This window comes from Serinibacter salmoneus (assembly GCF_002563925.1).
Lineage (GTDB): Bacteria > Actinomycetota > Actinomycetes > Actinomycetales > Beutenbergiaceae > Serinibacter > Serinibacter salmoneus.
Window position 1 is genome coordinate 1,505,944 of sequence record NZ_PDJD01000001.1, and the last position, 15,421, is coordinate 1,521,364.

The 15,421-nt window shown below is 71.9% G+C and carries 11 protein-coding genes and 1 tRNA gene; 4 read left to right on the forward strand and 8 right to left on the reverse strand.

Annotated elements, in window-relative coordinates:
• Positions 1–15: 15 nt before the first annotated feature.
• The 5 genes from ATL40_RS06655 to ATL40_RS06675 form a co-directional block, all read right to left on the reverse strand.
• Positions 16–1,356 carry a M20/M25/M40 family metallo-hydrolase gene (locus ATL40_RS06655; protein ID WP_098468852.1) on the reverse strand — a complete coding sequence of 447 codons (1,341 nt, stop codon included), beginning with the start codon at positions 1,354–1,356 and terminating at the stop codon, positions 16–18.
• Complete coding sequence (locus ATL40_RS06660) at positions 1,353–3,443, reverse strand: M3 family metallopeptidase (RefSeq protein ID WP_098468853.1); 2,091 nt, start codon at positions 3,441–3,443, stop codon at positions 1,353–1,355. The genes ATL40_RS06655 and ATL40_RS06660 overlap by 4 nt, the downstream gene beginning before the upstream one ends.
• 149 nt (positions 3,444–3,592) lie before the next feature.
• Positions 3,593–3,681, reverse strand: a tRNA-Leu gene (locus ATL40_RS06665).
• 78 nt (positions 3,682–3,759) lie between these two features.
• Positions 3,760–4,782 carry a hypothetical protein gene (locus ATL40_RS06670; RefSeq protein ID WP_143556881.1) on the reverse strand — a complete coding sequence of 341 codons (1,023 nt, stop codon included), beginning with the start codon at positions 4,780–4,782 and terminating at the stop codon, positions 3,760–3,762.
• Positions 4,782–5,531 (reverse strand): dienelactone hydrolase family protein, encoded by a 750-nt coding sequence (locus ATL40_RS06675; RefSeq protein WP_098468855.1) that lies wholly within the window; start codon positions 5,529–5,531, stop codon positions 4,782–4,784. The genes ATL40_RS06670 and ATL40_RS06675 overlap by 1 nt, the downstream gene beginning before the upstream one ends.
• 80 nt (positions 5,532–5,611) lie before the next feature.
• Between ATL40_RS06675 and ATL40_RS06680 the strand changes: the two genes are divergently transcribed.
• Genes ATL40_RS06680 through ATL40_RS06695 form a run of 4 tightly spaced genes read left to right on the forward strand, consistent with a single transcriptional unit; the run spans position 5,612 to position 9,117 of the window.
• Complete coding sequence (locus ATL40_RS06680) at positions 5,612–6,271, forward strand: vitamin K epoxide reductase family protein (RefSeq protein WP_245866851.1); 660 nt, start codon at positions 5,612–5,614, stop codon at positions 6,269–6,271.
• A 19-nt stretch (positions 6,272–6,290) separates the two neighbouring features.
• Positions 6,291–6,794, forward strand: a complete 504-nt coding sequence (locus ATL40_RS06685; protein ID WP_098468856.1) for a tRNA (cytidine(34)-2'-O)-methyltransferase — start codon at positions 6,291–6,293, stop codon at positions 6,792–6,794.
• Between the two features lie 18 nt (positions 6,795–6,812).
• Positions 6,813–7,793, forward strand: coding sequence for an aminoglycoside phosphotransferase family protein (locus ATL40_RS15385; protein WP_245866853.1), 981 nt, complete (start codon positions 6,813–6,815; stop codon positions 7,791–7,793).
• Between the two features lie 43 nt (positions 7,794–7,836).
• On the forward strand, positions 7,837–9,117 hold the full coding sequence (locus ATL40_RS06695; RefSeq protein WP_245866855.1) for an AI-2E family transporter: 1,281 nt from the start codon (positions 7,837–7,839) through the stop codon (positions 9,115–9,117).
• Between the two features lie 211 nt (positions 9,118–9,328).
• Here ATL40_RS06695 and ATL40_RS06700 read toward each other — a convergent pair whose 3' ends face one another.
• The 3 genes from ATL40_RS06700 to ATL40_RS06710 are packed head-to-tail and all read right to left on the reverse strand — an operon-like array spanning position 9,329 to position 15,361.
• Positions 9,329–12,856: an error-prone DNA polymerase gene (locus ATL40_RS06700; protein ID WP_098468859.1), complete on the reverse strand. Its 3,528-nt coding sequence runs from the start codon at positions 12,854–12,856 to the stop codon at positions 9,329–9,331.
• On the reverse strand, positions 12,849–14,534 hold the full coding sequence (locus ATL40_RS06705) for a DNA polymerase Y family protein (protein ID WP_098468860.1): 1,686 nt from the start codon (positions 14,532–14,534) through the stop codon (positions 12,849–12,851). Before ATL40_RS06705 ends, ATL40_RS06700 begins: the two co-directional genes overlap by 8 nt.
• Positions 14,534–15,361, reverse strand: a complete 828-nt coding sequence (locus tag ATL40_RS06710) for a hypothetical protein (protein ID WP_098468861.1) — start codon at positions 15,359–15,361, stop codon at positions 14,534–14,536. The genes ATL40_RS06705 and ATL40_RS06710 overlap by 1 nt, the downstream gene beginning before the upstream one ends.
• Between the last annotated feature and the right edge of the window lie 60 nt (positions 15,362–15,421).

Here is a 15,421-nt window from a genome sequence, read left to right on the forward strand (position 1 = left end):
CGACCTCGAGGACTCTCACATGGTGCGCAGCAACCGATCCAGCACGCGAACGCCGAAATGCACCGAGTCGACCGGCACCCGCTCGTCCACGCCGTGGAACATCCCGGCGAAGTCGAGGTCCGCCGGCAGGCGCAGTGGAGCGAAGCCGTAGCCCTCGATCCCCAGCCCCTTCAGGGCCTTGTTGTCGGTGCCGCCCGAGAGCATGTACGGCAGCACGGCTGCCTCAGGGTCCTCCGCGCGGATGGCCGCGGTCATGGCGTCGGTGAGGTCCGTGCCGAACGGCGCCTCCAGCGCGATGTCCTCGCTCACGCTCTCGAAGGTGATGCCCTCGCCCGCCAGCTCCCTAAGGGTCGCCATGGTCGCGTCCTTGCCGCCGGGCAGGTAGCGCACGTCGATCACGCCGCTGGCCTGGCCGGGGACCACGTTGGCCTTGTAGCCGGCGTCCAGCTGTGTCGGGTTGGCGGTGGTGGACAGGGTGGCGCCCACGAACTTCGCGGCGCTCCCCAGCGCCGCGACGAGCCGGTCGGTGCCCTGCGGGTCCGTGGGGTCCCAGGCGGTGCCGGTGAGGTCGGCGACCCCCTGCAGGAGCTGATGCACGGTCGGGGTGATGGACCGCGGCCAGCGGTGTGCGCCGATCCGCGCGATCGCTCCCGCCAATCGAGCCACCGCGTTGTCGACGCTGACCTGGGATCCGTGCTGCGCCACGCCGTCGGCGATCAGCTTGGTCCAGGCGATGCCCTTCTCCGCGGTCTGGAGCAGGTACGCCCGCTGCCCGCCGACCTCGACCGAGAACCCCCCGACCTCGGAGACGGCCTCGGTGGCACCCTCGAAGAACTCCGGGTGGTGGTCCACGGCCCAGTGCGAGCCGAAGCGTCCACCGGCCTCCTCGTCGGCGAAGAAGGCGACCACGAGATCACGCGGGGGCTTGCGCCCCGTGCGCGCCATGTCCCGCAGCACGGCGAGCATCATCGCGTCCATGTCCTTCATGTCCACGGCGCCACGGCCCCAGATCAGGCCGTCCATCTCGTCCCCGCCGAACGGGTCCATCTTCCAGTCGCTCGCCTCGGCGGGCACCACATCGGTGTGGCCGTGCAGCACGAGCGCGCCGCGTCCCGGATCCGTGCCCTCGATCCGCAGGAACACGTTGGCGCGGCCGGGTGCGCTCTCCAGCAGCACCGGGTCGTACCCGACCTCGGTGAGTTCGGACATGACGTACTCCGCCGCGGCGCGCTCCCCGGGTCCCGACCCGTCGCCGTAGTTGGAGGAGTCGATGCGGATGAGCTCGCGGCAGATGCGCACGGCCTCGTGCTGCGGGTCCGGGTGCGGCGACGTGGTCGGGTCGGTGGGCTCGGTCATGCCAGTCCCCTTCGGTTCAGCAACGGTGTGATGTCGGGGTCGCGGCCCGTCAGGTCGCGGAAGAAGCCCATCGGGTCCCCGGAGTGCCCGCGGGACAGGAGCGCCTCGCGGTACCGGCGGCCACGCTGCGGGTCCAGGCCGTCGTTCTCCCCCTGCTCGAACCAGGACTGGGTGTCCGCGTCGAGCACCTCCGACCAGATGTAGGAGTAGTAGCCGGCGTCGTAGTCGCCGGCGAAGATGTGATTGAAGTAGGTAGTGCGGTAGCGGGGCGGGACCAGGTCGAAGGCGGCGCCGGCGGCCGCGAGGGCCGCCTCCTCGAACGGCACGACCTGCTCGATGTCGGTGGGCACGTCCTGTGGGGCGAGGCTGTGCCACGCCTGGTCCAGTAACGCGGCACCCAGGTACTCCGCCGTCGCGAAGCCCTCGCCGTACTGCGCGGACTCGCGCAGGCGCTCCGCAACCTCGGGGTCGAGCGACTCCCCGGTCTCGTGGTGGCGCGCGTAGCGGGCGAGCACCGTCGGGTGGGTCTGCCACATCTCGTTGACCTGGGAGGGGAACTCGACGAAGTCGCGCGGCACGGCGGTCCCGGAGAGCGAGGGGTAGGTCACATCCGAGAGCAGGCCGTGCAGGGCGTGGCCGAACTCGTGGAAGAGCGTGTTCACCTCGTCCCAGGTCAACAGGGTGGGCTGCCCCTCGGGCGGCCGCGGGATGTTGAGCGTATTGGTCACCACCGGCCGGGTGCCGAGCAGGCGAGACTGGTCCACGAAGCTCGTCATCCATGCCCCGCCGCGCTTCCCGGCGCGGGCGTAGTAGTCGCCGAGGAAGAGTCCGAGGCCGGTGCCGTCGGCGTCGTGGACCTCCCATACCCGCATGCCGTCCGCGTAGGTGGGCAGGTCGAACCGCTCGGTGAAGGTGATCCCGAGGAGCTCGGTCGCGGTGCGGAAGACGCCCTCGGTCAGCACCTGGTCGAGTTCGAGGTAGGGGCGAAGCGCCGCGCGATCCACCTGGAACCGCTCGCGGCGGACCTGATCGGCGTAGAACGGCCAGTCCCCCGCCTCGAACGGTGCGCCCGGATCGTCCCGCTCGGCGAGCGCGGCCAACTCCTTCGCCTCCGCGCGTGCGTTGCGCACGGCGGGGGTGATCAGTCGCTCCAGCATGCCCATCACCGCCTCGGAGGTAGCGGCGGTCCCGCGCGCCGCGACGCTCGCCGCATGATGCGGGTAGCCCAGCAGTCGGGCGCGTTCGGCTCGCAGCCGCACGAGTTCCAGCAGGGTCTCGCGGGTGTCGGAGTCCGCGTCCACGCCGCTGCCGCGGCTGGTGGAGGCGTCCTGGACCCGGCGGCGCAACGCCCGGCTGCGCGCATCGGTCAGCACCGGCTGACTCGTGGGCAGGATCATCGTGATGAGGTAGGGCGCGGCGCTCCCCCGGTCCTGCGCCGAGCGAGCGAACGCGGCACGATCGCCCGCCGCGAGCCCCTCGAGCTCGGACTCCTCGGTCACCTCGACGGCCGCCGCCTGCATGGCCGCGACCTCGCGCTGTCCGAAGCGGGCACGCAGGGTGGACATGCGTGCATTGATCTCGCGCAGTCGAGCCTGGGCCTCGGTGTCGAGGTCCACGCCCGCGAGGGTCGCGCGGCGCTTCAGCACCTGCAGGAGCCACCTGGTCTCCTCGCTCGACTCCTGCGTGGCCAGGTTCCGCTCGAGCTCCTGGTATCGGGCGAACAGGCGGTCATCGAGGCGGAACGCGTCGTAGTGCGCCTCATACAGCGGGCTGAGTTCCTCGGCGAGGGCATCGATCTCGCTGCCACCCACCGAGGAGGCGTAGACGAAGAGCGTGGCCGCGACGCGCTGCAGCAGAGCCCCGGAGCGCTCGAGCGGCTCGAGCACGTTCGCCACGCTCGCCGGCGAGGTATCGGTTGCCACCGCCTCCCACTCGGCGCGTTGCTGGGCGATCCCGGCGTGGAACGCCGGGGCGATGTGCTCGATCCGGATGACATCCAGCGGCGGGAGCCCGTACGGGAGGGGCGAGGGCTCAGCGAACGGATTGCTGGGGTCCAGGCTGGCGGCACCATCGAGACGAGTCGGCATGCCTCCATCCTGCCTCACCCGATGTGGCGCCCCGTCGGCCAGACCCTCGCGACCTGCACCCTCGAGCCCGCCAAGGGCCACCAACGAAGAAACGGCTGAACCCCCATCACTGGGGGTTCAGCCGTTCACGATGTCCTGAGACATCACCATGGTGTCCGAGGGGGGACTTGAACCCCCACGCCCTAATACGGGCACTAGCACCTCAAGCTAGCGCGTCTGCCAATTCCGCCACCCGGACGGGGTGTGCTGCTCCCGTGAGGCGCGGTAACCCGCCCCAGGCAGCGGGGAAGACACTAGCACGCCACCCGCTCACTCCCTAATCGGCATGACGCCGGGCCAGAAGCACCGTCGCTCCGCCGATCAGCAGCACACCACCGGCGGCTGCCAGCAGCCCCAGCGACCCGTTCCCTGTCTCCGCGAGTTCCTGCGCATCGCTGCGTTCCGCATCCGAAGGCCCGCCCGACACCGACGCGTCGGGCGCGGGGTCGGGGTCGGGGTCGGGCGCGGACTCGCTGACCGAGGGCGATTCCGGCGGGGAGGACGCCGGTGATTCGGGGCCCTCGGGAACCGTCACCGCGGTGCTCACGACGGGCAGCACCATGTCAGTACCGCGACACAGCAGCGTCACCTCGTACTGACCCGGCGTGACGTCGTGGGGCACCGGGAGTGACCCGCTGAACCTCGCCCCGGTGGACACCTCCACCTCGATCGAGGCCCTGGATTGCCCATCCTCCTCGAGGGACACGAGGGCGTTGCGCAGGGCGACACCGTTCCAGGCACACCATCCCTCGACGTCCAACAGCGACCCGGGAGTCACGACGGCATCGGCGACGGTGATCTGCGGACCCTGGTCCACGGGCACGGTGGGCTGCGGGGCGTCGGAGGTCACCACCCGTAGCTCCTCCTCCCAGAACACCATGGAGGGGACCGACTCACCATCGCGCCAGCAGGGGACCTGCACCACGTAGTCCCCCTCGAGCGCCGCCTCGGGGATGGTCAGGGAACCGGAGAAGCTCCCCTCGTCGTCGACCTCCCACCGCTCGCTCACCAGGGCGGGGCCGGACTCCAGCGTGCGTGGGAGGACCTGGGGTTCGACCACGTCGCCCGGACCCTCGAACCCGAGGCACGCCCCGGTGACGGCGACCTGGCCGCCGGGTGCCACCGAGTCGGGGGTGACCTCGAACATCACCTGACTCTCGCCGGCCGGCGTCGGGGTCACAGAATCCGTTGCCTCGCTCGTGGCCGTGGAGGCAACGGCAGCCGGGCCGGTCATCAGGAGCGCGACGGGGAGGGTCAGCATCCCCAGCGCCCGTGCCACTGTTGGGGTGAGGGTTCGCATCACACTCGCTCCTCGGTCTCGACTCCCGCGGGCTGCTCACCCGCGTGGAGCGCCAGGAAGGCCAACGTCCGTTCCCACGCGAGCGCCGAGGCCTCGGCGTGGTGGAAGGCCGGGTTCGGGTTGTCGAAGGCGTGATTGGCTCCCGGGTAGGTGTACCAGTCCACGCCGGGATGCACCACGGCGGCCCGCACCCGAGCCTGGGTCGCGAGGTCGATGAAGGAATCCGCCTCGCCGAAGTGATGCAGGCTCGGCATCGTGACCCGATCAGCGAGGTCCAGGTGGGCGGGGATGGAGGAACCGTAGTAGCTCACCAGGGCATGCACGAGGTCGGGGTTCTCGGCGGCCACCCGGAAGGCGACCCCGCCCCCGAAACAGAACCCCAGCAGCATGGGCCGGCCCTCCAGCGCTGCCGCGTCGCGGGCCCACGCGAGCACCGCCGTCGTATCCCGCACGGCTGCGTCCAGGCCGAGACCGGTCGAGGCGGCCATACCGGCCGAGAGCACCTGCTCGAGGTCGCCGTCCTCGGGAGTGGCCACCAGCCCGAGACGCCAGTACAACTGCGGGACGGCGACGGCGTAGCCCTGCTGGGCAAAGTCGCAGGCCCGGTCCCGGATGTACCCGGTGACTCCGAAGATCTCCTGCACAAGCACGATTCCCGGCCCCTCGCCCCGCTCCGGGAGGAACACCTCCACGGGGATCTCACCGGCGTCGGTGGGTACGGTCACGAGGCGGGTGGCGGCGCTGCTCATGGCGCGATCATGCCATCGCCCGCCGGCGGGCGGGGCAGCGGGCTGGTGAACCGAGGGCGAGGATGCGGCATCCTTGAGGGGTGACGAGCACCGACTTCGCCGACCTGGACCCGGCCGGCCCCGCCGAGGAGGAGCGCGGACTGGACGGCTGGCGACACTCCGGCCGGCTCCTGTACGCCCTCATGGGGATCTCCGCGATCGCGTGCATCCTCGCCAGCGCGGTGCTCTCGATCGACGCCTACCTGCTCGCGCTGAACCCGGATACGGTGCTCGGCTGCGACCTCAACGCGGCTGTCTCCTGCGGAGCCGTCGCGCAGTCCTGGCAGGCGCAGGTGTTCGGGTTCCCGAACGCGTTCATCGGGCTGGCGACCGAGCCGGTGGTGCTGACCATCGCCGTCGCCGGGTTCTCCGGGGTGCGCTTCCCCCGCTGGTTCATGCTGTCCGCGCAGATCGGGTACCTGCTGGGGCTGATCTTCGCGTACTGGCTCTTCTACCAGTCCTACACCGACATCGGCGCGCTGTGCCCGTGGTGCCTGACGATCACCGTGTTCACCACGGTGACGTTCTTCACGATGCTGCACATCAACATCGCGCAGGACAACCTCCACCTGCCCCGCCGGGCCCAGAAGAGCGCGCTCAAGGCGGTGCGACTCGGCCTGGACGTGGTGGTCCCCGGTGTGCTGATCGCCGCGATCGCGATGGCCATCCTGGTGAAGTACGGCACGGTGATCTTCTCGTGACCGCTGCCGTGCTCACGCGATGACAACCGACCCCGTGCCCGCCCCGGCGCAGCACCCTCTCGCTCACATCGTCTTCTACGCGCCCTGCATCCCGGGCAACTCCGGGGCCGCGATCCGGCTCGCAGCACTCACCGGGGCGATGCTCCACCTGGTGGAGCCCCTCGGGTTCGACATGTCCGAGGCCAAACTTCGCCGGGCCGGGTTGGACTACCACGACCTCGCCCACGTGCGAGTGCATCCGAACCTGGACAGCGCCCTGGAGGCCACCTCCCCGGGACGGGTCTGGGCCTTCACCGCTCAGGCCGAGACCACGATGGCGCGCGTGGACTACGCGGTTGGGGACGTGCTGCTGTTCGGCCCGGAACCGACAGGCTTGCCCGAGGAGGTGCTCACCGATCCGCGCATCACCGCGAGGGTGCGGATCCCGATGCGGCCCGGCCTGCGCTCGCTCAATCTCGCCAATGCCGCGACCCTGGCGGTGTACGAGCTGTGGCGCCAGCACGACTACGTCGGCGGCGGCTGACCTGTGACGCCGTCGGAGGTGATCGTCCCCTCAGTGCTGGAGCACCTGCGCACCGTGCCTGACGGCGCAGCCTGGCTCTCCCGGCTCCCTCACCTGGTGGCGCGGGCAGCAGCGCGCTGGGATCTCGAGCTCGGACCACCGTTCGAGGCGGGAAGCGTTGCCTGGACGGCGTTGGCGCGGGCCCGTGGCGAGCAGCGCTGGCCGTACGTGGTGAAGGTCTCCTACCCCCACCCCGAGGCAGCGCACGAGGCCGAGGCCCTGCTGCACTGGCACCATGCGGGTGCTCCGACCCTGATCGATGTGGAGCCGCAGGAGTGGGCGATGCTCATGCAGGCCATCCACCCCGGCACCCCGCTCTCGGCCCCGCAGTGGGGCGATGACCGGGCACTGCACGCCGGGGCGTCCCTGCTCGCCCGGTTGCACGACCGCGGCGCACCGGCGCCCGGCTTCAGTTCGCTCGTGGAGGTCTCCCGCGGCTGGTGCGACCTGGTCACCGAGCGTGCAGCGCGCCACACCTGGGCACAGGTGGACGACTCGCTCGTGACCCAGATGCTGAGTCTGGTCTCGACCCTGACCACGACACCATCCCGCGGCTCGGTCCCCCTGGTGCCCTCGGTGCTGCTGCACGGCGACGCGAACCCGGGGAACATGCTTGCGGGCGACGGCGCCAACGGCGTGCAGTGGTTCGCGATCGACCCCAAGCCCCTGGTCGGAGACCCGGCATTCGACCCGCCACCACTGATCGAGCAGGTCGGTGCCCCCTTCACGGCGCCGGATCAGGGGGCGGAACTGGCTCGGCGCGCGCGGCGCGTCGGGGCATGCACCCATGCGGCGCCGGAGCGGATCGCACAGTGGGGTCTGGTGCGTGCGGTGGAGACGACCCTGTGGATGGCAGAGTCGACGCCCGCCCACGACCGGGACTCCCGCCGCGCCCAGATGGAGCGTGCCTGGGCTCGTGCGCACGCGTGGCGGCGCGCTATCGCCCTGCTCGGCGACTAGATTCGATCCTGCCCCACCCGCACGCGACAGGAAGGCGGACCACGTGAGCACCGACGGCTCCAGGCGCGCGAAGCAGTCGAGTGGGCGCGCGTCCCGGCGCACACTGCAGGCACGGGTCTCCTCCGGCGACCCCGGTAGCCGCGCGGCCAGGCGCCGCGCACTGCAGAACGCCGCCTCCTCCGACGTGACGCGCGAGGTGACCGCGGCGACCGGCCCGTTCCGCACCTCCGCCCCCGACTGGCTGCGCCGCGCCGCCTCCTACTCCTGGCGACTGATCGTCGTGGTCATCGCGGTGGGGATCGTGGTCTTCGGCGCCCTGCAGGTCACGATCCCGCTCCTGGCGGTGTTCATCGCGCTGGTGTTCGCCTCGGTGCTGGAGCCGGTGGTCTCCTGGATGTCCCGCATCATGCCGCGGGCGCTCGCCACGGTGCTCACGCTCGTCCTGGCGATCGCGGTGTTCGCGGGGACGATCACCTACGTCGTGTACTCGGTCTCCCAGCAGGCCACCCGTTTGACGCGCGACTTCAACCGCGGCGTGAACGAGATCATCGAGTTCCTGGAGAACGGCCCGTTGCCGTTCACCATCACCAACGACGACATCACCGGGTGGATTCAGGACGGGCAGCAGTGGCTCGTGCAGCACAGCGGTGACATCGCCGGCACCGTTGCTGCGAATGCCGGCAGCGTGGCGGAGGTGTTCGCCACGATCGCGCTGGCGATCTTCGTGACGATCTTCTTCCTGCTCTCCGGGCGCAGCATGTGGATCTGGTTCCTCAACCAGCTCCCCAGCCGATCCCGGCTGACCATTCACGATGCCGCCGGCGCCGGCTGGTACACCTTCGCCGGCTATGCCCGCGGCACGGTGATCATCGCGCTGATCGACGGCATCCTGGCCTACATCCTGCTGACGATCGTCGGGGTGCCACTGGCGGCGCCGCTGGCGGTGCTCGTCGTCATCGGCGCGTTCATCCCACTCGTGGGTGCGCCGGCGGCCATGATCATCGCCGCCGTGGTGGCCCTCGCCGCCAACGGCTTCGTTGCTGCACTGATCGTGACGATCGGGATCGCGGGCATCGGGCAGATCGAGGGACACGTGCTGCAGCCGCTGATCATGGGGCGGCAGGTCTCGCTGCACCCCGTCATCGTGGCTCTCGGAGTGACGGCCGGGACGTTCCTGGGCGGGCTGCTCGGCGCCGTCGTGGCGATCCCGATCATCTCCGTCACCTGGGCGGTGTACAACCGGCTGCACCGCAACGATCCGCCGATCTCCGGGGACCTTCCCACGATCAAGGAGATCGTCGCGAAGGACCCGGTCATCACCTAGCGCCACACCCGTGCCGCCACACCCCAGCGCCACCTGACCCCACCTCGCCACCCCACCCCACCTCGCCACCCCACCTCGCCGAACGATGGGTTGCGCACGATCCGACCAAGCAGATCCGGCGTAACAGCACACTCGACGCAGGTCGACCGGCGCAACAGCACACTCGACGCACGGGGGTTGCCTAAGGACACACTCGCCGCGACAGTGGCGGCTACTGGAAATCGCGGGACGTCGTCGCGACGGTGAGCGGGAGCGTGCGCATCGAGTCCGCCATGAGGTTCACCACGCCGTCGACCCGCTCGATGATGCCGCGCACCACGAGTCCCCGGCTGCGCATCGCGGTGCGGCGGTGCCGCAGCCAGAGTCCGGCGGAGCAGATCACGTTGAGCATCCCGGTCTCGTCCTCCAGTGACAGGAACGTCACCCCCTGCGCCGTGCCCGGGCGTTGGCGGTGAGTGACGACCCCGCCGACCTCGATCCGGCTGCCCTCCGCGACCGCCACGAGGCTCGAGACCGGCCGCACCCCCTGCGCCCGCAGCGCGGGGCGGGCGAAGTGGACCGGGTGGTAGTCGGGTGAGAGTCCGCTGGCCCAGACATCCGCCACCGCGGTCTCGGCAGCGCTGAGCTCCGGCAGGGCGGGCGCCTGCGACCCGACGGTCGTGCCCACCAACACGTCCTGCACCCAGGCGGCACCCGCCCCGCGGAAGGTCCGGCCCGACTCCGCGCCCAGGGTGCCCGCGCCCCACAGGGCCTGCCGCCTACTCCCCCCGAAGCACTCCAGCGCTCCGGCCGTGGCCAGTGCCTCCAGGTGGCGGGCGGTCAGGCCGGCGCGACGTGCAAGGTCCGCGGCATCGGTGAACGGACGCTGCTCGCGGGCCGCGACGATCCGCTCGGCCGTCGCGGTGCCGATCCCCCGGATCGGCGCCAGCCCGAGCCGGATCGCCAGGGCGCGATTCTCCTGGGCCCAGGTCGGCTCCGGCGAGGTCTCCCCGGATGAGGTGGCCGCTCGTCCCCGGTCCTGCAGCCAGGTCTCGCGGGCGAAGGTCGGCCGTGGCCGCAGCCCGCGGACGCCGTCGTGCCCTGCGCCGTCGTGCTCCACACTCGCGTGCACGCCGGAGACGTCCACCCGGGCGCGGCGCACGGTGATGCCGTGGCGGCGGGCGTCGGCGACCAGGGAGGCCGGGGAGTAGAAGCCCATGGGTTGCGCGCCGAGCAGCCCGGCGTAGAACGCCTCCGGGTGGTGCACCTTCAGCCAGGCGGAGGCGTAGACCAGGTAGGCGAAGGAGAAGGCATGCGACTCCGGGAACCCGAAGTCGGCGAACGCCTTGAGCTTGTCGTAGATCGCCTCCGCCACCTCGCCGTGGATCCCGTTGCGCGCCAGACCCTCCAGCAGTCGACCGCGCAGCGCCTCCATCCGCTCGATGGACCGCTTGGACCCCATGGCGCGGCGGAGCTGGTCGGCCTCGGACGCGGAGAACCCGGCGGCGTCGATCGCGATCTGCATGAGTTGCTCCTGGAACAGCGGCACGCCGAGGGTCTTGGCGAGCGCGGGCTCCAGCAGCGGGTGCAGGTAGGTCACCGGCTCCCGGCCGTTCTTGCGGTTGATGAACGGGTGCACGGCATCGCCCTGGATGGGTCCGGGGCGGATCAGCGCCACCTCGATGACGATGTCGTAGAAGCACTGCGGGCGCAGCCGCGGCAGGGTGGCGATCTGGGCGCGGGACTCCACCTGGAAGACCCCGACGGTGTCCGCGGCGCACAGCAGGTCGTAGACGCCCGGGTCCTCCTGCGGCAGGCCGTGCAGGGTGAGTTCTTCCCCCTCGGTGCGCGCGACCTCCTGGAAGGCCAGGCGCAGCGCGGTCAGCATCCCCAGGCCCAGCAGGTCGAACTTCACCAGACCGGCATCGGCGCAGTCCTCCTTGTCCCACTGCAGCACCGTGCGGCCGGGCATCGTGGCCCACTCCACCGGGCACACCTCGATCACCGGTTTGTCGCACATCACCATCCCGCCGGAGTGGATGCCCAGGTGGCGGGGCAGCCGCAACATCTGCTCCGCGGCATCCAGCACGTGCTCGGGGATCTCGCCGATGTCCTGTGCGCTGGGCGGGGTGTGGCGGGGTGGCGCGGGATCGTGACTATCCACACCACGCTCGGGGCGGGATCCCGGCGGGCTCTCCCCGCCCTGCTGCCACCAGGGACGGGTGGGTGCCGGGCCGCGCAGGCTGCCCCACCGCTCCAGGCCCTTGGACCACGCGTCCTGCTGCCCGGTGTCGTACCCGAAGGCGCGGGCGGCGTCCCGCACCGCGGAGCGAGGCCGGTAGGAGATGACGTTCGCCACCTGGGCGGCGTACTCGCGGCCGTAGCGCTCGTACACGAACTGGATCGCCTCCTCGCGCCGCTGCGACTCGATGTCCAGGTCGATGTCGGGTGGTCCGGCGCGCCCGTCGGAGAGGAACCGCTCGAACAGGAGTTTGTGCTGCACCGCGTCCACCGCGGTGATGCCCAGGGCGAAGCAGACCGCGGAGTTGGCGGCGCTCCCCCGCCCCTGGCACAGGATCCCCCGGTCGCGACAGAACCCGACGATCTCGGCGACGATGAGGAAATACCCCGGGAAGTCGAGCCGGGTGATGAGGTCGAGCTCGCGTTCCAGCGTCGCGTAGGCATCGGGGTGACGCGGCGCCTCGGGTGGCCCGTACTTCTCCCGCGCCCCCCGCATGGTCAGGGCCCGCAGCCAACTCGCCTCGGTGTGCCCCTCGGGCACCGGGTACGGGGGCAGGTTCGGCGCCACCAGGGCCAGGTCGAACGCGCACTCGGCCCCCAGTCGTGCCGCCGCCGCCACCGCCTCGGGATGGCGACGGTGCCGGCGCAGCATCTCCGCGCCGCTGCGCAGGTGCGCGGGTGCGGGTGGCAGCCACCCGTCGATCTCCTCCAGGCTGGAGCGGGCACGGACGGCGGCCAGCACATCGGCCAGGCGGGCATCGCGCGGGCGCGCGGCGTGCACGGCGCCCGTGGCCACCGCGGGCAGCCCGACGGCGTGGGCCAGGTCCACCAGCGCATCGCACCGGGCGGCATCGGCCGGGCGGGCCAGGTCGGTGATCTCCACGGCCACGTTCTCCCGCCCGAACAGGGAGACCAGTCGCTCCAGCTCGCTGCGAGCCGCGGCCAGGTCCCAGCGCTGCGGATCGTCCGGTGCGCCGTTCTCCAGGGCCCGGCGCACCGCACCTTTGCGGCACCCGGTCAGCACCAGCCAGGTCCCGCCGGCGAGATCGGCGAGATGCTCCACGGGGTCGCCCGTGCTGCCACCCACCGGACCCGCAGGGTCCATCGGGACTATCGGGTCCACCTGGCCGAGCGGGTCGAGCAGGTTTCCCGCGTAGTCCCGGGCTCCCTTGCGCCCCGTGGCCAGGTGCGCGCTCGCGATGGCACGCGAGAGCCGGGCATACCCCTCCGGTCCGCGCGCCAGCGCCACCAGGTGGGTGGCATCCGGATCCGGCACACCGGTGATCGGGGTGCGCTCGTGCGTGCTCAGTTCCGCGCCGATCACGGCGGGCAGACCCGCGGTGCGCGCCGCCTGCGCGAACCGCACCGCCCCGTACAGACCGTCATGGTCGGTGATCGCCAGGGCGTCCAGCCCCAGGTGCACGGCCTGGGCCACGAGGTCCTCGGGTTGGTTCGCGCCGTCGAGGAAACTGAACGCGGTGTGGGCGTGCAGTTCGGCGTAGGGGACGTGGTCAGTCATGAACGCCCTCCACCCACCAGGCGCCCTGGCGATGGACCAGCAGGACCACGCCGCTGCCCTGGTGCCGCTCCACCTCCACCTGGAGCCACGCGCCCCGCGACCCCTGGCTCCACCAGCGTTCACTGACGGGCCAGGGCCCGGCCCACGCGCGCACCCGCCAGGGCGAGGGGGTGAGCCACCCCACCGCCTCGGCGGGGGTCAGAAGCGCGGGGACCGGCTCCCCGGTGATAGGAGCGGACGGGGGCCTCGCGGCCACGAACGCACCGCCGGGGTTCACCCCGATCGGAGCGCCACCTGCGGTCATCAGGGTGCATCCCGGTGCCGTGGTGGGGACGATCGTGGGCAGCGGCGGCGGGATGCGCCCGGGCCAGGGCGCGTCGAGCCGCCGCCGGGGCACGGCCTCATCGCCCCAGGCGACCACGCGGACCCGGTCCCGGGGCGTGCGCCCGCCCTCGGGCACGGGGACCAGCACACGCTCGGCACCCAGCAGCCCCTGCACTCGCAGGGCGGCGCGCTGCGCCTGCACCTGCCCGCGCCCCTGCCTACCCCACAGTCCCTCCTGGGCCGCGCCCGCCGCAGTGATCTCCCGCGCCGCGATCTCGATACGGCTCAGCGGCGCGCTCGGCGCCCGACCGCTGCGACCGTCCAACCACCCCTCGAGCTGCCACCGCACCCGGTCGGTGAGTTCCCGCGCGGTCAGGGCACCGTCGATGCGCCAACTGCGCACGAGCTCCGCCCCGGTGGTGGTGCGGGCAGTCACCTCGAGCCGGCCGCAGATCGCTCCGCGGCGCAGCAGTGTGCTCTGCAGATCCTCGGCCAGGCGCCTGGCGGCGAAGGCCGCGGTATCGATACGGGCGGCCGGGGGGTCGAGGTCGCTGGTGACGGCGACGTCGGGATCGGGCCGGTGGACCGAGGGACGCCGGGCGTCCAGCCCGCGGGCCAGCCGCTGGCCGCGCACCCCGAGATCCCCGAACCGCGCCGCGACGTCGCTGGTGCGCAGCGCCGCGACGTCCCCCAGTCGCACGAGGCCGAGGCGGCGCAGCAGATCCACGAGGTCGCTCCAGGCGGCCGAGGAATCCCGGGTGGTGGCGGCGTGCAGCAGGCTGCGCACATCACGCTCGGCGAGGTACTCACGCGCCCGTCCCGCAGGGACCACCACGCCGTCCCTGGCCGCGAGCACCGCCGCGAGGTAGCCCTCGGCGACCCCCACCTGACACTCCACCCGCGCCTGCTCGGCCACCGCACCCACCAACCCCGAACCGAGTGCCTCATCTCCCCCGGCATAACGCGAGGGGCCCGGTGAGGCGAACAGCACCATGCCCGGACGGACCACCTCGAGGTCGGCGACCACCTCGTCACACGCCTGCACCACCTCCTCGAAGGTGCGCACGTCACGTCCCGGGTCCGCGGGCACGAGGAGCAGCTCGGGGCACAGTTGCTGAGCACTGCGCCGCCGCATCCCGCGCCGCACCCCGAGGGCACGGGCCGGCGCGGAGGCCGCCACGATGCCGCGGGCGTCGTGCACGGCGACGGGGAGGTCGGCCGGGATCTGCTGCTGCGCCATCGCCGCCACGACGGGCCAGTCCGGTACCCACAGCACGCCAAGCCGCGGGGTCTGCTCCGCGCCGGATCGAGACCTGGGAGTCTCCTCGGCACGAAGAGCGGGAACGGCGCCCATCAGCCGGCCCTCCGTTCGGCGAGGCCGTGCGCGGTACCCGCCGGCGCGGTCACCGGGACCGGTCGCTCGTGCGCCGCCATGAGTCGGGTGCCCGTGCCCTCCCTGCCGATGACGACCTCGCAGGTACGGGGGATGTCGATGCCTCGGCCGCTGCCGACCACGACCATGCGTTCCTCGCGCAGGTGCCCCCCGCCCGGCTTCAGCCCCTCCCAGCGTTGCTGCTGGGCCTGCAGGCGGACATCGGCGCCCTCCCAGGAGGTGGTGGCGATCAGGATGGCGCCCCGATGCCGGATCCGGGCACCGAGTGCTCGCCGGTCCCGGGCCTCCAGCGCCCGGCACGGGCCGAGTACCACGATGTCGAAGCCGTCCACCAGCGCGCCGAGCACGTCGGGCGCCTGCGGACCGGGATCGGGGATGAGCACGAGGCGTGCGGGATCGATTCCCGCGTCCACAGCGGCGGCCAGTCCCAGCTCGGGGCGTGCCACCATCACGCACCAGGCCCCCTGCACGCTGAGGTGCGCCACGAGGTGCAGCAGCAGCGAGGTGGACCCGGTCACCGAGACGCTCGACCCTCGACGGATCCCCGGCAGCGCCGGTCGCAGCGCCTCCGGGATCCCCAGCCAGCCCTCGGGGAGGGCTGCTGCGTCACTGGGCTCGCCCGCCGGACGCGCCGCGCGAGGTTCCGCGTCGACCTCCACAGCGAAGTGCTCCACGGGTCGTAGGCCGGTCGCGGTCTCCGCCTCCGCCAGGGCGCGCCGGACCCGCTCGGCGCGTTCGGCACGATCGCCGCGCCCGCGTTCCCCGACCGCGAGGTCCTGCTCTGCCATTCCCGCCTCCACTCACGCACCACAGATGCGAACACCTGTTCGATAGTGCATGTCTAGTAG